Origin of the sequence: Lentzea sp. NPDC004782 (genome assembly GCF_040609115.1) — a bacterium.
In the GTDB taxonomy this organism is placed as follows: Bacteria; Actinomycetota; Actinomycetes; order Mycobacteriales; family Pseudonocardiaceae; genus Lentzea.
In genome coordinates, this window is sequence record NZ_JBEXJN010000039.1 from 46423 (window position 1) to 63884 (window position 17462).

Genomic DNA, 17462 nt, shown 5'->3' on the forward strand with positions numbered 1-17462 from the left:
TCGACGTTTGTCGTCGTTGGTCCTCACCTGTGGTGAACTGCGCGTATCGGCGGTTCAACAGCAGGGAATCCGGCAACAGTTCGCGTCACTTCGCGCCGATTGGCAAGGGTAAAGTGCGGAGATGATCTTCCCTTGACTCGCCCTCAGCTCGTCACCACGCGAGCCCTGCTCCACTGCTGGGGTGCATAGGCACCCAAGATGTCGGCGTCCGGCCTGGGCGAGTCCAGGAGGAACAGGTGGCCATCGTGGACGCGAATCGCCACAGCCTCGTTGTGCGTCTTCGTCGTGCTCCTGTAGTCGACTTCTACTGCCACGTGCGCTCCTCAAACGGATCGTTCAAGTTCATCTCGACTTGACTGCGGGTTCGGCGAAAGGTTGTAGCCTTGGTGGAAGCCCCGCAGTCCGAGCTGTTCGCAGCACCTCGGAAGGCGGGGCTTCGCGTTAAGGCGGAGTTCTACTCGACGATCTGGCCGCTGCCAGCCTGGTTGATGATCGTCTGGGCGGCGCTCCGCGCATCCGCCTTGTTCCAGTAGGTCTCGCTGTGCGCGAGAACGTTGCTGTTGCTCGCGACGATGCGGAAGAACCACTGGCCGTTGGTAGACTTCAAGATCGGAAACTTCATCAAGGGCTCGCTTCTGTAGTAGGTCACGCGCCGTGTTCTGCGCGTAACCAAAATTTGACCATGCGCACCCTGTTGGATCAACTGGTCGAACTCGTGTTCGGCCCTACATGTGGGGCACTGGAGGCATTTGTTGCGCACATATGCAAAATTGACCGTCCGTACTGGACGATCCTGGCCAGGGACTACACGCATGGAAGTCACTCGAATGGCCTAGTGGGTCTAGACCAATATTTGTGATGCAAATCACTTGAACTTTTCGCGGATGGCGGTTGCTTGCACGCAAGGTGCTCGTTCGGAGAGTTCGCGACCGACCTTCAGAGACGCATCAGCAACCACACCTCCCCGTTCCCTTGTCCCTGCTGCGCTTAGCGGCTGGACGGTGGTGTCAAGAGTGGCCGTAGGCCATCGCGTAGCGACGCGTAGCGCTCTTTGCGCCGGCGTCCAGGCGTTAAACGATGTCGGGACACGGGCGCGGGGACCCCGTCGGAAACGTCATTCTCTCGCGGTGGCTGTGGGGCCGGTCGGGTTGCTGTCCCGTTCGGTCGGGGTAGGCCTGCCTCCGTCGCCGGGTGCGGGCGGGTGGCCGGGCCCCGCCCGCTTGCCCGGCGACAAAGAGATGAGGCCGTGAAGCCCCTGCCGAACGGGGATGGAGCGGCGACCTGAGCGGCCCCGCAGGGGCCGCCTTGATGAAGAGAAGAAACTCTGGACACTGCCATCGCAGCGGTAGTTACGAGATCGGTCTACGTGAGTTGCTGGAGCACCACGCGGGTTCCGAACCGGGATGCTGCTTCGAACAAGATGTTGATTCGATCTAGTGGCAGATCGTCCAGGCTGACAAGGAGGAACCACTGCCTAGTGTCGCGATCGAACTGCGCTCCTGCTTTGCGAATCAGGTCCAGTTGTTCTGACCAGGCTGGCTCGCTGGCATGACCAGTCGTGATGTCGAACCGAGCTTGCGCTGACACATCCACCACGGAACGACCTCCCAAGTGAGGGCTGAAGGTTCCATGATCGTGGGCCGCGGACAGGGTTTGCACGGCCAATCAGGTGGGATTAGACGTTGATCAGGTTGACGCCGTCATGGGCACGTACCTGAGACTCCGGCCCGAACGCACCGAGGATGCGCACCGCGAACGCGGGGTCCATGGACGCACTGACCTCCGAGCGTGTCATCCACCGCACGTCCTTGGCCTCATCCGTTGCATGTGGCGCACCACCAACCAGGTGACACCGGAACACGAGCGCGACGATCCCACGCGTGAGGTTCTTGTGCACGCCGGACAGTCGGTCCACACCAATGGAGACACCAGTCTCTTCAAGAACCTCTCGGCGTAGACCGTCCTCAAAGGACTCATCGAGTTCGAGGACGCCTCCAGGCAACTCCCAGTGGTCGTTTGTCGGCACGCCGGATGACGAGGACTCGGTTCTCGGCGTCGACGGCAACCCCCGCGATGCTGACTGAGTGCTTGGGAGTGCCGCTCATCAAGATCACCGTTCCCGGTCGGCTATATGAGGTTGAGTCCGGCAAGAAGTCGCCGAACACCGGCAAGCAATACCGCGACCGGCTGGACCAGCAGATCATCCCCGCCATCGGCGAACTGCGGATGTGCGAGGTCACGGTCTGCAGGGTGGACCGCGTGGTGAAGAACACGGCCGAGAAGCACGGCAACGCGGTGGCGAAGATGACCCGCACGGTTCTGAGCGGTGTGCTCGCCACGACGCGTTCGACCACAACCCGGTGCGGGACCGTGCGGACGATCGAGGGCTCGTACAAGTCGGCTCGCGCTCTGGAGCTGAACCAGGCTCAGGATCTGCGTGCCAAGGTCGCCGCTGACCCGGTCGCGGTCCGCCGGGACCTGCCGGACTTCACGGACATGATGCTGGCGACCGGGCTCCGCATCGGCGAGACGGCAGGCATCGTATGGGGCGCGGTGGACCTCGACGCCGGGACGGTGGAGCTCCGGGCCATCGTCATCCGGGTCGTGGGCGTCGGACTGGTGCTCAAGCCGAAGCCCAAGAGCAAGTCGGGATACCGTACGCTCGAACTGCCGTCCTGGGCCGTGGAGATGCTCCGCCGCCGACGTCCGGCCGACGCCAAGCCCAATGATCCGATCTTCACGGCGCCGATGGGCAGCCTGCGGGACCCGTCGAACACCAACGCGGACCTCAAGGAGACGTTCACGGCGGCGGACTACGGCTGGGTTACCAGCCACGTCTACCGCAAGACGGTGGCCTCGATGATGGACGACGCCGGCCTGAGTGCACGGGCCGCCGCCAACCAGCTCGGACACGCCAAGGTCTCGATGACCCAAGACAACTACTTCAAGCGCAAGGTCGCCAAGACGGGCGCCGCGAAGGTCCTGGAGGCCGTGGTCACACCCGAGTGAGTCGCGCCCACTGGAGTGGGTAAAGCATGCGAATCCCAAAACGAGGTGAAGCCCCATCCACTAGGGACGGGGCCTCACCTGCTGTTACGCTCCCCCAACTGGACTCGAACCAGTAACCCTGCGATTAACAGTCGCATGCTCTGCCAATTGAGCTATGGGGGAATGTTCTGTTGTGGTCTTGCCTGTCAGGCTTGGTTCCTCCTGACAGTGGGTAACTCTACATGAGCCTCAAAACGGGTTCTGCAGGCACCCCCCGTTTTGCGGTTAAATGGCCTCTGACCAGCCACAATGCGAGAGGAGACCCCATGAAGGGCATCTTGGTCGGCATGGCGGTCGGCTACGTGCTCGGCGCCAAGGCCGGGCGGGAGCGCTACGACCAGATCGTCAGGCTCTGGCACCGGATCACGGAGAACCCCACGGTGCGCAGGACTGCGAGCCAGGCCAAGGACAAGGCGTTCGAGGCCGCTCACCAGGCAAAAGACCTCGCCGTGGATGCCGCGGAGAAGGCCGCCGAGAAGGCTCCGTGGCGGCACCAGGAGGAGGCCAACGGGCGACCCGTCACCCCTCGGGCGTGATCATCTTCACACCCGGGCCACCACGAAGATCCGCCTGAACGGGAACCACGTCGTGCCGTCGGCCCGCTGCGGGTAGGCCTCGCGCAGCCGCGGTGCCAGCTCGGCGACGTACGCCTCCCAGTCCGATGAGGACAGTGCCGCGCGCACCGGTCGCAACGCCGTGCCGGTAACCCATTCGAGCACCGGATCGGGTCCGGACAGCCGCTGCACGTACGTGGTTTCCCAGGCGTCCACAGAGGAGCAGCCGGCCAGCAGTTCGGCGTACTCCACGGGGTCCAGCACGGGTTTCTCCGCCCGGAAGACGTGCGCCAACGACGGTCCGGCGACCTCGCGGATCAACCGGTGCGACGCGTCGGAGTAGTTGCCGGGCACCTGGAACGCGAGCCACGCGCCGGCAGGCAGCGCCGCCGCCCACTTCTCCACGATCGAGGGATGTGACGGAACCCACTGCAGCACCGCGTTGGACACCAGGACATCGGTGTCCGGCAACGGTTCCCAGGTCGTCACGTCGCCGACCCGCGCGTCCACACCCGCGGCACGGGCGGCCTCGACCATCTCGACCGACGAGTCGAACGCCTCCACGACCGCGGAAGGCCACCGCGAGGACAGCGACACGGTCAGGTTTCCGGGCCCACAGCCCACATCCACCACACGACGGGGCTCCGAAGCCCCCACGCGTGCCATCAACTCGTAGAACGGCCGCGCCCGGTGATCGGCGAAGGCCAGGTACTGCGCCGGATCCCACATACGGCTAACAGTACACGCGTACTGCTAGCCCGTCAGCCCTTCAGTGCGACAGCCTCGAAACGAACGCGGAAACAGCCACGCGCACGTCCGGGAGATCCACCCCGGCGTCCCCGCGCGCCTGCCACACGACCCCGTCCTGACCGGGGATCTTGCGCTGCAGGATCCACACACCCGGCGACTCGACGCGCTCCCGGTGCCGGATCGAGCTCTCCACGCGCTGGCTGATCGCCCGCAGCACCCGGCCGGGCTCCTCGACCGCGAACCGTTGCGCGGGAAGGTCTTCCAGCAGCACGACGGGACCTTCCGCGCCGGCCTCCCGCGCCTCGACGACCCGCAGCGCGCCCTCCCACTTCACCTTGCTGATCAGGTGCCACCCGATCCGCTTGGGACCGGGCACCCACAGCCCGAGCGAGGTGACGACGAGGTGCCCGTCCTGCACGGGAGCGGACGCGATCACGGTCTCGTCCGGCTCCAGCGACCCGGTGAACCCGTCCGGCGCGCCGGAGCCGAACAAGCGGCGGAACAACCCCACTACAGCACTCCAGCGCTCTGCTGCAGGAGCGCCTTGCGGTACTCCTCCAGCGCCACCAGGTCGCCCCACAGCGCCCGGTACTCGTCGGCGTCCTTGATCGGCGACAGCCGGCGCAGCCGCGACTTCACGTCCTCGATCTGCTTGCCGACCTGCACCTCCTGCAGCCGTGCGATCACCATCGACACGTAGCGGAACTCGTCGTCCTGCTTGACCGCCAGCGGTTCCACCGCGAGCTCGGTCAGCACCGACCGCACCGAGGCGTGCGAGCAGGCCTGCGAGATCGCGTCGAGGTACGCCGTGCCCGCGAGCCCGGAGGACGCGCCGCCGGCGTCGCGGATCGCGCGGTGCAACGCCACGTAAGCGGGGTGCGTGAACGCCTCGTCGGGCAACGAGTCGTACAGCGGCCCGGCGTACTCGGGCAGCCGCAGCGCGACCTTGAGCACCTCGCGTTCGGGCACCAGCCTCGGGTCGCGCGGGTTCGGCCGCGGCGGGCCGTCGACCTCCACGCCCAGCGCCATCTGGTTCGGGTCGACGCGCTGAGCAGCCACGACCGGCGTCTTGCCGCCGGCGACCTGACGCACCCGGCGCACCACCATGGCCTCGTCGTCCCAGCCCACCCACCAGGCCAGGCGCGTCGCGTAACCGTCGCGCTTGGCGCGGTCCTTGATCTGCGCGACGAACGGCACCATCTTCTTGAGCGCCTCGACGCGTCCGTCCACCGAGTCGAGGTCGTAGGCCTTGAGCTGCGCCTTGATCGCGAACTCGATCAACGGCGTGCGCCGCGCCACCAGGTCGCGCACCGCCACGTCGCCCTTGGCCTGCCGCAGCTCGCACGGGTCCATGCCGTCCGGCGCGACCGCGATGTAGGTCTGCGCGGAGAACTGCTGCTCCCCCTCGAACGCCTTCAGCGCGGCCTTCTGGCCGGCCTCGTCGCCGTCGAAGGTGAAGATCACCTCGCCGTTCACGTCGTCGTCGATCAGCAGCCTGCGCAGCACGTTCATGTGGTCCGTGCCGAACGCCGTGCCGCAGGAGGCGACCGCGGTCGGCACGCCGGCCAGGTGCATCGCCATCACGTCGGTGTAGCCCTCGACGATGACGGCCTGCTTGCGCTTGGCGATCTCCCGCTTGGCCTGGTCGAGCCCGAACAGCACCTGCGACTTCTTGTAGATCATCGACTCGCTGGTGTTGAGGTACTTCGCCTGGATCGGGTCGTCGTCGAAGATGCGCCGAGCCCCGAACCCGACGACCTCGCCGCCGATGTCCTTGATCGGCCACAGCAGCCGCCGGTGGAACCGGTCGATCGGCCCCTGCCTGCCCTCCTTGGTGAGCTGCGACTTGATCAGCTCGGTGAGCTCGAACCCGCGGCCCAGCAGGTGCTTGGTGAGCTTGTCCCAGCCGCCGGGCGCGAACCCGCAGCCGAACTGGCGTGCCGCCGCCTCGTCGAACCCGCGTTCGGCCAGGAACTCGCGCGCCGCCTGCGCCTCCGGTGAGGCGAGCTGCTCGGCGTAGAACTCGGCGGCCACCTTGTGCGCCTCGATCAGCCTGCTGCGGGTGCCGCGGTCGCGCTGGATCGTGACGCCGCCGCCCTCGTAGGTGAGCTGGATGCCCGCCCGGTCCGCGAGCCGTTCGACGGCCTCCACGAACGACAGGTGCTCGACCTTCATCACGAAGGCGATCACGTCGCCGCCCTCGCCGCAGCCGAAGCAGTGGAACGTGCCGTGCGACGGGCGCACGTTGAACGACGGCGTCTTCTCGTCGTGGAAGGGGCAAAGCCCCTTGAGTGCGCCTCCACCGGCTCTCTTCAGCGAAACCTGGTCGCCGACGACCTCATCGATGCGGCTGCGCTCACGCACCAATGCGATGTCGCTCTCCCTGATGCGTCCTGCCACGTGAGCGAGTGTAAGCCTTGTAAAACTTACAAACGTGACCACCACCGAGGACTTCGCACTCCACCGGACGCATCTCGTCGGTGTCGCCTACCGGTTGACCGGCAGCGTCGCCGACGCCGAGGACGCCGTGCAGGAGGCGTGGCTGCGCTTCTCGGCGGCCGAGGGCATCCGGGACGTCCGCGGCTGGCTCACGACCGTCGTCAGCCGCATCTGCCTGGACCGGCTGCGGTCCGCGGCCGTGCGCCGGGAGACCTACGTGGGCTCGTGGCTGCCGGAACCGCTGCTCACCACCGGCGAGGACGACGACCCGCTGGCATCGGTGGTGCGGTCCGACGGCGTGCGCATGGCGGCGCTGGTCGTGCTGGACCGGCTGACCCCGGAGCAGCGCGTCGCGTTCGTGCTGCACGACGCGTTCTCGTTGCCGTTCACGGAGATCGCGGACGTCCTGGGCGTCACGCCCGAGGCCGCCCGGCAGCACGCCTCCCGTGCGCGCAAGGCCGTCGCGGGCGCCGAGCCACCTCCGCGCGCCGCGCTGGCCGAGCAGCAGGAGGTGCTGGAGAAGTTCCTCCAGGCCATGTCGAGCGGCGACATCGACGCCGTGCTGGGCCTGTTGCACCCGGACGCGGTGATGATCGGCGACGGCGGCGGCAAGGCGCGCACGGCGGTCAACACGGTCGCCGGAGCGGACAAGGTCGCCCGCTTCTTCCTCGGCCTCGTGCGCAAGTACGGGTTCCCGGAGATGCGGCCTGTGCTGGTCAACGGCGACCTCGGCGTCGTCATGGCGGCGCAGGGCGACGTGGCCGGCCGCGTCACGACGTTCACCGTGCACGACGGCAAGGTCCTCGCCGTCTACGACATCGCGAATCCGGACAAACTAGCCCACATCGATCTCTGATCGGCGCCTTTGGTCTGGACCGTCCCTGGTTCCGGGCATCGTCGGGTCACTAACGTTCGCAGCCGTTTGGTCAGCCCAAGACCCCTGCCGCGGGTTGCAACCATCGGAGTCCGAACATGCCCGAACACGACAACCACTCACGCCGGGCGTTCCCGGCGACGGGTGCGGCCACCGTGGTCGCGCTCACCGCCGCCGGCACCACCAAGGCGTTCAGCGCTCCTCTCCCCCGGAACGGCCCGATCCTCACGACGCGGCTGTTCTTCCCGGACAACCTCCAGGCGTACGGGATGAACGTGGCCGCGCCGAACCGGCGCGACGGCTTCATCAACCGCGACTGCACGGTCGAGCTAAGCCCGCTCGTCGGCAACCGCTACACGGCCCGGTTCGACTTCGTCATCGAGTGACCACCCCGGAAATCACCACCGCAGGCGCAGCAGCTTCCCGACGTCGCGGAGCTTCGGGATGGCGCTGACGACCTTCATCTGGATCCTGCCGGACCTGGGCAACGCGTCCAGGTGCGGCAGGTCCACGCTGCGCCAGGCGTCCACAGTGGTCAGTCCGGGGTGCAGCGCCTCGACCTCGCGCGGGTCGTCGACGCCCCAGTGCAGCGTCGCCCCGGCGTTGCGCACGGCCGGAACGAGCTTCTGCAGCTTGATCCCCCACGAGCCGTAGACGTCGAACAGCAGCTCGCCGCTGTCGAACCTGCTGGTGATCCTCCTGATCAACGCGTGGCCTTCCTCTCGCGTGAGGTACATCGAGAGGCCTTCGAACACGGCCACCGTCGGCCGGTCCGCGGGCACGGCGGCGAGCCACTCGTCCTCGGTCACGGACGACGCCACGAGCTGGTAGTCACCGGACGGTTCGGGCAACAGCTTGTGCCGCAACGCGACGACGTCCGGCATGTCGACGTCGACCCACCGCACGGTGTCCGGTCGTTCGATGCGATGCGCGCGGGTGTCCAGGCCGCACGCGAGGTGCAGCACCGTGCAGGACGGGTTGCGCTGCAGGAACTCGCGCGTCCAGTCGTCGAGCACCCTGGCGCGGATGGCGACACCGACCGCGCTCGTCAGGTTCATCCCGGTCTTGGCGAAGTCGTAGTCGATGCGGTCGACGGCATGCTTCGCCTCGTCGTCGCGCAGCACGGACGCGGCCCGCCCGCTGTCGACCGCCCGGCCGTACAGCGTGGCGAGCATGGTCTCCTGGGCACCCGTCAGGGTGATCTTCTCCACCCGTCTAGTGTGCCGGGACGCGGCAGGCGTCGCCGCTCGTGAACCCCTGGTCCCTGATGCCGAACGCGCTGTTGAACCGCGCCCGCTGGTTCTCCAGCGAGATCTGGTAGGTCAGCGCGACGAGTTCCTTGCGTCCCAGCAACCTCTCCAGCTCGGCGACCTGCTCGTCGGTGACGCTGACGGGCGTGTCCGTGATCGCGTCGGCGTACGCGAGCGCCTTGCGTTCGATGTCGGTGAACAGCGGTGAGGTGGCATACGAGTCGATGTGCTTCAACCGTTCGATGTCCAGGCCCTGGTGCTTCATGAGCATCGCGCCGAAGTCGACGCACCACGAGCAGCCGAGCTTCACCGCCGTCCGGTAGACGCACAGCTCGAACAACGGCCCGTGACCAGAAAGTTTCACCGCCTTCTTGACCGCGAGCTCGTGCCGGCCGCTCGCGATCAGCACCTTCGGGTGGTGGGCCAGGACCGTGGCCGGCTCCGGCACCGCCCCGAACTCGCGCCGCGCGAACCAGTACACGGCCCTGGTGAGCAGGCCGGCGTCCTTCTTGGTGACTCCCTTGATCCTCGTCATGCTCACTGGACGAGACAGCGTCCACGAACGTGACAGCGAACGTGACACCTTTGGGTGACTGGGTTGCGGGGCGAGCAGCTCATAGGGTCCTCGCATGAGCAACGACTTCGTGCTGGACATCGATCACGAGTCGGCCGGTCTGCTGGCGGGGACACTGCTGGCGGGCGATTCGTGTGCGGTGCCGGTGCGTCACCAGAACGTCCGACTGCTGCTGTGCGCGTTGCCCGGAGAGGACGGCATGCGGCTCTTCCTGCGCCGCAACACCCCCAGCTAACGGTCGTACACGGCCACGTAGTCCATCAACAGATCGCGCGACCGCTCGTTGTCGAGCGCGACGGCGTGCATGCGCTGAAACACCAGCACGGCCCGCTCGACGGTGGCCGCGTCGCTGACGAGTGCCCAGTTCGCGAGATAGACGAGCGGCGGCTCGTGCTCGTACTGGATCAGCGTGTAGTCGAGTCCGACCGCCGCCGCCCCGCCCGCGCTGGCCGGCACGACCCTGATGGACGGCGCGTGGAACAGCAGGTGCAGGATCTGGTCCTCCATGAGCCGGTTGTTCCCGACCACGGTGCGCAACGCGTACTCGTGGATGAAGAACACGCACGGCGGCAGCACACCGCCGCGCTGCAGCTCCGGTGCCGGTGTGAGGCCCAGCGCGCCGGCCAGCGCCTTCGCGTAGCACTCGGTCCGCAGGAGGACGGGAATGGTGACGCCGCTGAAGCAGGTGATCCGCGTGGCGCCTGCTGCGGCGAGCACGACGAGCTGCTCGCCGGCACCGTGCTGGGTCATGCCTGGAACGGTAAAGGCGTGATCATGATCTCGCCGCGCGAAACGCTCGCCCATCAGGGCGAATAGGGCCGGAAAACGGTTACGGACGGGCAATCTGCGCGAGGAAGTAGATCGCCTTCGACCGCGCGTGCCGCACCGCCAGCAGGAACGGCCGGTCGACGGTGACCACGATCGGGTCGGTCGGGATCTCGAACGACACGGTCCGGAACGTCACGGCGGTGGCCGCCGCGCCCTCCAGGCCTTCCTCGTCGACGCGCAGCACGGCCTCGTGGATCACGTCGTCGACGAACAGCCGCTCGTCCGGCGAGAGCCCGCTGAAGTCGGCGTCCCGCGCGAACATGCGCCGGACTCCGAGCCGTTCCAACACGTTCTTGAGCTGGAACTTCTCCCGAACGTCCACTTTGGGCAGTGAGAGCTCGACGTTCACCCGGCTGGTGGCGTCGAACACCGACTTCTCGAGCGGCTGGTCCAGTGAGGTGTCCGGCAGCAGGACCACGGTCTCGACACCGGACGCCGCGGGCAGCACGACCGTCTGCCAGCCGTCGTGCCGGGCGTAGCGGAACTTCTCGGTCACCTTCATCGTCGGCACGTCCACGTCGCCGCCCGGTGCGTGGAACGGCTGTGGCGCGGTCTCCCCCGCGGCGAACGGGTTCAGCCAGCCCACCTTGAGGTACAGGGCGTTGACGATGATCGCCGCGGCGTCCGGTGGCGGCGGGCTCGTCAGCAGTTCGGGGATCAGGCCGCGGGTGGTCTCGGCGACGTCGGTGTTGACGAGCTTGCGGACCGTCTGCGGATCGGAGAACGCCGTGCGCCGCACCGACTCCGTGAGCGAGAAGCCCGGGTTCAGGGTGAGGTCGTCGTCCGCCCACAACGTGTTCGCGACGGCCAGTTCGGGGACGTCGAGGGAGTCGGAGGCGTCGAAGCCGGTGAGCAACGCGTCGAGCTCGGCACGGGTCTCGCCGCGCGCGGCCTCGCGGGCCAGCGCGAGCGCACTGGCCACCGAGAACGGTGACCAGCACGCGTTCCGCGACGGATCAGGTACGGCGACGCGGTGCACGGCAAGGGCGAAGTCGGCCTGATCTGTCACGGAGAATCTCCCCTACTGACGTGGGTCTGGCAGTGACACCATGATCGGATCTTCCGGGACGGGCCGCTCCCCCGCTCCTCCCATCGGCCCGAGAGGTTTGGGGTAACGGGGTTCGCGCACACCGGCCGAACCGTCGTCCCCCTCGTCTTCGGTCGGGAAGCCCGCCGGCACGGCTTCCCTGCTCGGTTTCCGCCACGGCCACGGTCGGCCCGGCGGTCTGGATTCGTCCGCCATGCCCTCGAAGCTACGCCGATGCGCGGTGCCGGGCCACGGCCTGGGCGTCGGTGAGCAGCGCGACCTGGTCGACGACAACGCGAAGCCTTGCGGCATAAGAGGAAGCCGCCGCGAACACCGGGCGGAACGCGGGGTCGAGCAACGTCGGCCGTTCCATCAACCGGGTGACGAGGTCGGCGATGAGCTCACGCTGCCTGGCCTGCATGGCGAGACGGGCCGGGTCGCTCATCACGTACCGGACGGCCATCGCCTTGAGCAGCGCCACCTCCGCCGCCACCTGACGCGGCACCTCCAGCGCCGCGTTGTACCTCGTGAGCGCGCCGTCGCCGTGCACCTCGCGGGTCGCCGTCACGGCCGCGTTCGCGAACCGGCCGACCAGCTCGCTGGTGAGGTTCTTCAACGCCACCTGCGCACCGAGCGAGCCGTCGTACTCGTGCTCGGTCCAGAAGGCGATGACCGGCAACGTGAGCAGCTCCTCCGCGGTGGCTTCGAGGGTGGCGACGGACTCGTCGGAGAACGTCTTGGCCGCGAGCGACGCGATGGCGGCTCGTTCGTCGGCACTGGCCAGCGCGCCGAGGCTGATGCGGTGGGCCAGAACGCCGTCCTCGACGTCGTGCACCGAGTACGCCACGTCGTCGGCCCAGTCCATCACCTGCGCCTCGATGCAACGCTCACGGTCGGGTGCACCCGCACGCATCCACTCGAACACGTCGAGGTCGTCGTCGTACACGCCGAACTTCACCATGCCGGGCGTGCGCGTCCACGGGTACTTCGTCGCGGCGTCGAGCACCGCGCGCGTGAGGTTGAGCCCGTGCGCGGTCTTCGGTTCGAGGCGGGCGAGGATGCGGAACGTCTGCGCGTTGCCCTCGAAGCCGCCGCACGGCCCGGCGAGCTCGTTGAGCGCTCTCTCGCCGTTGTGCCCGAACGGCGGATGGCCGATGTCGTGCGCGAGGCCGGCCGTGTCGACGATGTCCGGGTCGCAGCCGAGCTCCTCACCGATGCCTCGGCCGATCTGCGCGACCTCCAGCGAGTGGGTGAGCCGGGTGCGCGGGACACCGGTGACCTCGGAACCCTCACCGGGACCGACGACCTGGGTCTTGCCCGCGAGCCGGCGCAACGCCGCGGAGTGCAGCACGCGGGCGCGGTCGCGGGAGAACGGCGTGCGGGTGTCGGTGCGGGCACCCGGCAGCGCGGCGCTCTTGGGTTCCTCGGGGAGCAGGCGCTCCGCGTCGTGGCCGGTGTATCCCATCACCCGATTTTAGGGAGCTTGAGCTCGTCGAACACGCCGGCGTGCGCCTTCATCAGGCGGTAGTACAGCAGCGCTCCAGTCTCGCGCTTGATGTAGAACCACTGCGTCTCACGGGTCTGCACGTTCGGGCCGACGCGGGTCGGCGACGTCCACGCGCGCAGACCGGCGTCCTCCGCCATCGTGCGGGCGCGCAGCGAGTGCCACGGGTCGCTGACGATCACGGCGGTCTTCAGGTCGCGCTCCTGGGCGACCGAGGCGACGGCCCGCAGCGACCCGAGCGTGTCCGCGCCCTCGCCGACCTGCAGCACGCGGTTCTCCGGGACCCCGCGCTTCACCAGCCACAGCTTGCCGACCTGGCCCTCGGTGAAGTTGTCGCCGGGCTGGCGGCCGCCGGTCGTGGCGATGTAGCCCACGACGCCCGCCTTGTAGAGGCCGAGCGCGTGTTCGAGCCGGGCTTCGAGCACGTCGGACGGGACGCCGTTGTACTGCGCGGCACCCAGGACGACCGCCATGTCGGCCTTCGTCCAGTCGTCCACGCGCGCGACCTGCCACACGCGGAACGCCGTGCCGCCCACCACGAGCACACCGACGACCAGTGCGCCGAAGAACAGGCGCAGCACGATCCGACGAATCCTGGCCAGAGGTTTGAGGGGTGGGGTTCGCACTCCAAGCATGGTTCCAGAACCGGCGCAACGGCGCGTTGACGCCCCTGCGAGGATCATCGTCATGCCTGCTGAGCAGCCCACCATCCTCGCCACGTCCGGAGGCCTGCGCGCCGGCCACCGGACCTTCGTCGAATTCGGCAAGCTGATCCACTTCGCGGTGGACCTGGCCGGTGTGGAAGGTCGCGCACCGCGGCTCTGCCACGTCGGCACCGCCGGAGGCGATCAGCGACACATGAACGCGAACATGGCCGAAGCGGGCAACCTCGCGGGCATCGGCGTCTCGTTCCTGAACCTCTTCACGATGCCGCCGACCGACGACCTCGAGGACTTCGTGCTGTCCCACGACGTCATCTGGGTGGGCGGCGGCTCGGTGGCCAACCTGCTCGCGGTGTGGGAGGTGCACGGCCTCGGCGCGGTCTTCCGCAAGGCGTGGGAGGCGGGCGTGGTGCTCAGCGGCGTGTCGGCGGGCTCGATCTGCTGGCACGTCGGCGGCGCCACCGACTCGTTCGGTCCGGAGCTGCGGATCGTCACCAACGGCCTCGGCTTCCTGCCCTACGGCAACGGCGTGCACTACGACTCCGAGGAAACCCGCCGCCCGAAGATCCACGAGGCGGTGGCCGCGGGCCGGTTGCCGACGACGTACTGCACCGACGACGGCGTCGGCCTGCTCTACCGCGGCACCGAGCTCGTCGAGGCGGTGTCGGAACGGCGCGGCTCCGGCGCCTACGTCGTGACCAGGGAAGAGTCTTCAGCAACCGCTCAGGAGGAAAAGCTCGACACCAGGCTCCTGTGACACGGATTTTGGACGTGTGCGCTGGGCTCTGATCTTCTTCCTCGCGGCGGCCGTCTTCGTGATCCCGGACGCCACTCCGTGCCATGCGCACGCGACACCGTCCGCTGATGTATCGCGCGGTCCTGACGTTCTGGACACCGACCGGGCGCCTGATACATCGGATACTGGATCCGATGTATCGCATACCAGCCCCGGTACATCGAATACGACGCCACCGTCCGCAGTATCCAATATATTGCCCGCTGATATATCGGATATCGCCGCAGCGGGCGGCAACTCCGACGTCGGCTTCGCCGTGATGGACCTGCAGACCGGCCAGGTCGTCTCGGGACAGGGCGACAAGCCGTTCTACTCGGCGTCGCTGGCGAAACTGATCCTCGCCGCGGACGCGTTGCAACAGCCGTTGTCCGAAGAGGACCAGGACCTTATCCACCGCGCGCTGAGCGTCAGCGACGACGACGCCATGGACGTGCTGTGGGAGAGGTTCGACGGCATGGACGCCATCGGCCGCGTCGCCACCGAAGCAGGCCTCACCGGCACCCACGCCCCGGACGACCCGTCGCAGTGGGGTGAGGTCGTCATCACCGCGAACGACATGGTCCGCCTCTACCACTACATCCTCGGCTCGCCGGTCCGCGACACGATCGTCGCCGACCTGTCGTCGGCCCAGGCCACCGCCGCCGACGGCTTCGACCAGCAGTTCGGCCTGCTCGGCGTCTCCGGCGCCTACGCCAAGCAGGGCTGGATGTTCTACCTGCCGAGCGACGTCTACCTGCACAGCGCGGGCGTCCTCGACAACCGCTACGCCGTCGCCGTCCTCACCACGAGCCCGACCGGTTCCTGGACCACCGCCCGCCAGTCGGTCAACGCGGTCTCCAAGGCACTCCTGGTGAAGCTGGGCGTCAACAACTGACCCGAAACACGCGGCGCGCGGTGAAGAACGCGACCCCGCCCAGCACCACGAGCAGGACCAGCACCGCGAGGTACACCGCCGACCCCACCGCGAACGGCACCTCGTCGCGCAGCGACATCACCTCGGCGAACCCCGCAGCCATCGCGCAGAAGATCGCCCCTCCCCACCACACTCCGAGCAGTCGCCGGACCAGGCGAGCGTTGTTCACGTCGACGAACTCGCCCTGCGCGCAGGAACGGGCGGTCGCGAGACTCAACCCGGACAGGACTCCCCAGAACGCGCCGATGCCGGCGATCATCACGCCGATCACGTTGATCGGGCTGTGGGCGGACGGCAGGTTCAGGCCGACCGCGACGAGCACGATCCCGAACACCAGCGCCATCCCGATGAGCGGCAGGCCCGTCACCGCCAGCCGTGTCCTGATCCGCTGAACCCGTGCGGCGGACACCCACACCCACTGCGGTGCCGGCCCCTGGCCGATGATCATCACTGGTCGACTTTCCAGTCCGACCCGTCGCCGTCGGTGACGCTGGCATCGCTCATGTCACCGACGTTCGGCATGGTCCACTCGCGGCCGATGTCGTGGATCTTCTGCATGATCGCGTTCTGCTCGGTCTCGATCGTGTTGGTGTGCGACTCCAGCGCCATCACCGTGGCACCGATGATGCCGATGGCGACGGTCAGCCCGCCCGCGATGGCACCGACCGCGGCGGGTGTGCCCACGACCGTGCAGGCAGCGGCGATCGCACCGATCGCCGACACGACGAACGTCGCCAGCGCCACCCCCATCGCGATCCAGAAGGCGTCGATCGAGTTCGCCAGGCTGTTCAGCGACGCGCGCATCTGGTTCGCGACGTCCTTCACCGAGTTCAGGCCCTGCGACTGCGGCGGCACCGTCGCCGTGTAGGCGCGGGCTGCCCTGCCCTCCCATTCGACGTTCGTGCGCATCTTGTCGAGCGTGATCGTGCCCGCGATGTCGCCGAGCTTGTTGCCGACCTGCTCGACCCATCCGGTGCCGACCTGCCGGAGCCGGTCCGAGTCGCCCGGCTGCTCGAACAGCTGGTTCACCCGGTCCCAGAACTCGGCGATCTTCACGTTGATGATCCGGAAGCCCTCCTCGACCCTCTCGATGATCCACTTCAACGGGCCGGGCACCCAGCTCAGCGTCGCGTTCACCACCTCGAAGAACCGGCGGAGGTTCCGGTCGACCTCGTCTGCCTTGCTCTTGGCCTGCACCACCAGCGGATTGGTCACTTGAGCTCCCCCGTGAGCCGGTTCATCTGGTGAAGGTTCGCGTCTTCCTCGCGCTCGTAGGTGTCGGCGGCGGCCCTCAGGCTGTCGCCGAGGCCGTGGAACGCCGTCATCGCCTGCCGCAGCAGGTCTTCGAGCACGACACGCGCGTTCTCGTACGTGCGGTCCAGGCCGCGGTCGACCGCCCACATGGAGAGGTCGTGGCCCGTCAGCGTCAGCCCTCCGATGGCGCTCTGCGGACCCTGCACGTTGTCGGCGGCCGCCGACCACAGGCCCGCGTCCGCGCGCATCGCCTCCAGTGCGACCTTGATGTCACTCATCGCAGACCCACCTTCCGCAGCAGCCTCGCCGGATCACTCGCCAGTGCCTGCAGCTCCGCGATGGCCGGTCCGACCGGCTGTGACGCGGGCGTGCCGCGGTCGTGCAACGCACGCAGCACCTCGGTGAGCTCACCCTCGATCTCGGGGTTCGGCGCCGCGTACACCCAGCGGTCGTCGATCTCGAAACCGATGATCCGGCCGGACTGCGCCGTGCCGCGGACGTGCCCGCCCCGGCTCTCGGCCTGCGCGGTGACGTTCACCGCCTGGTCGAGGCTGCTGGTGAACGCGGCGAGCTCGGCGTTCACGGCGTCGAACAGCCGCAGCGCGTCCTCGCGGGTGAACGGCGTCTCGTCCACCGTGCCGTCAACCGGGGCCGGCGCAATCGCCGTCAGATCCCCCTGCGCCTCCACCGAGCGGGACAACGCCGCCATGGTCGCGTTGTTCGCCGCGCTGAGCACGGCCGCGTCCAGGGCTCGTTGGTCGAGGCTGTCACGCCACCGCGCGTCGAGCCGGACCGCGCGCACCCAGCCGTCGAGCTCGGCGATCACGGAGACCGCACCGCTCACATCCGTGCCGACGCACGCGTCCGCGTCGTCGTTCGCCTGCTGGGCGGCGGGCGGCGGTGCAGACCGCCGCCCGGCCTCGTACTCCCAGTCTTCCGCTTCCTCGAATCCCCACCTGCGGTCGTCTTCGCCCAAAACTCCCCCTACG

Annotated in this window: 23 protein-coding genes and 1 tRNA gene; 7 read left to right on the plus strand and 17 right to left on the minus strand. The window is 68.0% G+C overall.

Annotated elements, in window-relative coordinates; genetic code table 11:
* Positions 1-143: 143 nt before the first annotated feature.
* From ABZV40_RS30865 to ABZV40_RS30875, 3 genes are all read right to left on the minus strand, one after another.
* Complete coding sequence (locus ABZV40_RS30865; RefSeq protein ID WP_355449261.1) at positions 144-314, minus strand: hypothetical protein; 171 nt, start codon at positions 312-314, stop codon at positions 144-146.
* Between the two features lie 140 nt (positions 315-454).
* On the minus strand, positions 455-622 hold the full coding sequence (locus ABZV40_RS30870) for a YegP family protein (RefSeq protein ID WP_355449264.1): 168 nt from the start codon (positions 620-622) through the stop codon (positions 455-457).
* Between the two features lie 1053 nt (positions 623-1675).
* Positions 1676-2026: an NUDIX hydrolase gene (locus ABZV40_RS30875; protein ID WP_355449267.1), complete on the minus strand. Its 351-nt coding sequence runs from the start codon at positions 2024-2026 to the stop codon at positions 1676-1678.
* Positions 2027-2094: 68 nt separating this feature from the next.
* Here ABZV40_RS30875 and ABZV40_RS30880 point away from each other — a divergent pair, with 68 nt between their 5' ends.
* A complete protein-coding gene (locus tag ABZV40_RS30880; protein ID WP_355449417.1) occupies positions 2095-3009 on the plus strand; it encodes a site-specific integrase in 915 nt (304 codons plus the stop codon).
* An 89-nt stretch (positions 3010-3098) separates the two neighbouring features.
* Here ABZV40_RS30880 and ABZV40_RS30885 read toward each other — a convergent pair.
* A tRNA-Asn gene (locus ABZV40_RS30885) sits at positions 3099-3171 on the minus strand.
* A gap of 143 nt (positions 3172-3314) precedes the next feature.
* Here ABZV40_RS30885 and ABZV40_RS30890 point away from each other — a divergent pair.
* Complete coding sequence (locus ABZV40_RS30890; RefSeq protein ID WP_355449270.1) at positions 3315-3584, plus strand: hypothetical protein; 270 nt, start codon at positions 3315-3317, stop codon at positions 3582-3584.
* Between the two features lie 6 nt (positions 3585-3590).
* On the opposite strand, the gene ABZV40_RS30895 is transcribed toward ABZV40_RS30890, so the two are convergent.
* From ABZV40_RS30895 to dnaG, 3 genes are read right to left on the minus strand one after another with little or no spacing between them, the layout of a single operon-like run.
* Complete coding sequence (locus tag ABZV40_RS30895; protein WP_355449272.1) at positions 3591-4331, minus strand: trans-aconitate 2-methyltransferase; 741 nt, start codon at positions 4329-4331, stop codon at positions 3591-3593.
* A 40-nt stretch (positions 4332-4371) separates the two neighbouring features.
* Entirely contained in the window at positions 4372-4863 is a 492-nt protein-coding gene (locus tag ABZV40_RS30900; protein WP_355449275.1) for a hypothetical protein, read from the minus strand.
* Positions 4863-6752, minus strand: a complete 1890-nt coding sequence (gene dnaG, locus ABZV40_RS30905; protein ID WP_355449278.1) for a DNA primase — start codon at positions 6750-6752, stop codon at positions 4863-4865. The genes ABZV40_RS30900 and dnaG overlap by 1 nt, the downstream gene beginning before the upstream one ends.
* A gap of 34 nt (positions 6753-6786) precedes the next feature.
* On the opposite strand from dnaG, the gene ABZV40_RS30910 reads away from it, so the two are divergent.
* Together ABZV40_RS30910 and ABZV40_RS30915 are read left to right on the plus strand one after the other, a co-directional pair.
* Complete coding sequence (locus tag ABZV40_RS30910) at positions 6787-7647, plus strand: sigma-70 family RNA polymerase sigma factor (RefSeq protein WP_355449281.1); 861 nt, start codon at positions 6787-6789, stop codon at positions 7645-7647.
* A gap of 116 nt (positions 7648-7763) precedes the next feature.
* Positions 7764-8051, plus strand: a complete 288-nt coding sequence (locus ABZV40_RS30915) for a hypothetical protein (RefSeq protein ID WP_355449284.1) — start codon at positions 7764-7766, stop codon at positions 8049-8051.
* A 12-nt stretch (positions 8052-8063) separates the two neighbouring features.
* Here ABZV40_RS30915 and ABZV40_RS30920 read toward each other — a convergent pair whose 3' ends face one another.
* Positions 8064-8876, minus strand: coding sequence for a class I SAM-dependent methyltransferase (locus tag ABZV40_RS30920; RefSeq protein ID WP_355449287.1), 813 nt, complete (start codon positions 8874-8876; stop codon positions 8064-8066).
* 4 nt (positions 8877-8880) lie between these two features.
* A complete protein-coding gene (locus tag ABZV40_RS30925) occupies positions 8881-9450 on the minus strand; it encodes a carboxymuconolactone decarboxylase family protein (RefSeq protein ID WP_355449289.1) in 570 nt (189 codons plus the stop codon).
* Between the two features lie 94 nt (positions 9451-9544).
* Here ABZV40_RS30925 and ABZV40_RS30930 point away from each other — a divergent pair, with 94 nt between their 5' ends.
* Complete coding sequence (locus tag ABZV40_RS30930) at positions 9545-9724, plus strand: hypothetical protein (protein ID WP_045310960.1); 180 nt, start codon at positions 9545-9547, stop codon at positions 9722-9724.
* Here the strand turns inward: ABZV40_RS30930 and ABZV40_RS30935 are convergent.
* From ABZV40_RS30935 to ABZV40_RS30950, 4 genes are all read right to left on the minus strand, one after another.
* Positions 9721-10239 carry a Scr1 family TA system antitoxin-like transcriptional regulator gene (locus ABZV40_RS30935; protein WP_355449292.1) on the minus strand — a complete coding sequence of 173 codons (519 nt, stop codon included), beginning with the start codon at positions 10237-10239 and terminating at the stop codon, positions 9721-9723. The two genes, ABZV40_RS30930 and ABZV40_RS30935, sit on opposite strands and share 4 nt — an antisense overlap.
* Before the next feature lie 79 nt (positions 10240-10318).
* Positions 10319-11326 (minus strand): serpin family protein, encoded by a 1008-nt coding sequence (locus ABZV40_RS30940; RefSeq protein WP_355449295.1) that lies wholly within the window; start codon positions 11324-11326, stop codon positions 10319-10321.
* Positions 11327-11570: 244 nt separating this feature from the next.
* Positions 11571-12809, minus strand: a complete 1239-nt coding sequence (locus ABZV40_RS30945; RefSeq protein ID WP_355449298.1) for a deoxyguanosinetriphosphate triphosphohydrolase — start codon at positions 12807-12809, stop codon at positions 11571-11573.
* Complete coding sequence (locus ABZV40_RS30950; protein ID WP_355449301.1) at positions 12809-13474, minus strand: YdcF family protein; 666 nt, start codon at positions 13472-13474, stop codon at positions 12809-12811. Before ABZV40_RS30950 ends, ABZV40_RS30945 begins: the two co-directional genes overlap by 1 nt.
* Positions 13475-13535: 61 nt before the next feature.
* Here ABZV40_RS30950 and ABZV40_RS30955 point away from each other — a divergent pair, with 61 nt between their 5' ends.
* Complete coding sequence (locus tag ABZV40_RS30955; protein ID WP_355449304.1) at positions 13536-14267, plus strand: peptidase E; 732 nt, start codon at positions 13536-13538, stop codon at positions 14265-14267.
* Positions 14268-14502: 235 nt separating this feature from the next.
* Positions 14503-15180, plus strand: a complete 678-nt coding sequence (locus ABZV40_RS30960; protein WP_355449307.1) for a serine hydrolase — start codon at positions 14503-14505, stop codon at positions 15178-15180.
* Here the strand turns inward: ABZV40_RS30960 and ABZV40_RS30965 are convergent.
* The 4 genes from ABZV40_RS30965 to ABZV40_RS30980 are packed head-to-tail and all read right to left on the minus strand — an operon-like array spanning position 15170 to position 17449.
* Entirely contained in the window at positions 15170-15667 is a 498-nt protein-coding gene (locus tag ABZV40_RS30965; protein WP_355449310.1) for a hypothetical protein, read from the minus strand. The genes ABZV40_RS30960 and ABZV40_RS30965 overlap by 11 nt on opposite strands.
* Entirely contained in the window at positions 15667-16434 is a 768-nt protein-coding gene (locus ABZV40_RS30970) for a hypothetical protein (RefSeq protein WP_355449313.1), read from the minus strand. The genes ABZV40_RS30965 and ABZV40_RS30970 overlap by 1 nt, the downstream gene beginning before the upstream one ends.
* On the minus strand, positions 16431-16751 hold the full coding sequence (locus ABZV40_RS30975) for a type VII secretion target (RefSeq protein WP_355449316.1): 321 nt from the start codon (positions 16749-16751) through the stop codon (positions 16431-16433). Before ABZV40_RS30975 ends, ABZV40_RS30970 begins: the two co-directional genes overlap by 4 nt.
* Positions 16748-17449: a hypothetical protein gene (locus tag ABZV40_RS30980; RefSeq protein WP_355449319.1), complete on the minus strand. Its 702-nt coding sequence runs from the start codon at positions 17447-17449 to the stop codon at positions 16748-16750. The genes ABZV40_RS30975 and ABZV40_RS30980 overlap by 4 nt, the downstream gene beginning before the upstream one ends.
* Positions 17450-17462: the final 13 nt, after the last annotated feature.

What these genes read in the sequence shown, in the direction of transcription:
- ABZV40_RS30870 (WP_355449264.1), bottom strand. Translation starts at nt 622, where the DNA reads ATGAAGTTTCCGATCTTGAAGTCTACCAACGGCCAGTGGTTCTTCCGC.
- ABZV40_RS30890 (WP_355449270.1), top strand. Translation starts at nt 3,315, where the DNA reads ATGAAGGGCATCTTGGTCGGCATGGCGGTCGGCTACGTGCTCGGCGCC.
- ABZV40_RS30895 (WP_355449272.1), bottom strand. Translation starts at nt 4,331, where the DNA reads ATGTGGGATCCGGCGCAGTACCTGGCCTTCGCCGATCACCGGGCGCGG.
- ABZV40_RS30915 (WP_355449284.1), top strand. Translation starts at nt 7,764, where the DNA reads ATGCCCGAACACGACAACCACTCACGCCGGGCGTTCCCGGCGACGGGT.
- ABZV40_RS30925 (WP_355449289.1), bottom strand. Translation starts at nt 9,450, where the DNA reads ATGACGAGGATCAAGGGAGTCACCAAGAAGGACGCCGGCCTGCTCACC.
- ABZV40_RS30930 (WP_045310960.1), top strand. Translation starts at nt 9,545, where the DNA reads ATGAGCAACGACTTCGTGCTGGACATCGATCACGAGTCGGCCGGTCTG.
- ABZV40_RS30935 (WP_355449292.1), bottom strand. Translation starts at nt 10,239, where the DNA reads ATGACCCAGCACGGTGCCGGCGAGCAGCTCGTCGTGCTCGCCGCAGCA.
- ABZV40_RS30945 (WP_355449298.1), bottom strand. Translation starts at nt 12,809, where the DNA reads ATGGGATACACCGGCCACGACGCGGAGCGCCTGCTCCCCGAGGAACCC.
- ABZV40_RS30955 (WP_355449304.1), top strand. Translation starts at nt 13,536, where the DNA reads ATGCCTGCTGAGCAGCCCACCATCCTCGCCACGTCCGGAGGCCTGCGC.
- ABZV40_RS30965 (WP_355449310.1), bottom strand. Translation starts at nt 15,667, where the DNA reads ATGATCATCGGCCAGGGGCCGGCACCGCAGTGGGTGTGGGTGTCCGCC.
- ABZV40_RS30975 (WP_355449316.1), bottom strand. Translation starts at nt 16,751, where the DNA reads ATGAGTGACATCAAGGTCGCACTGGAGGCGATGCGCGCGGACGCGGGC.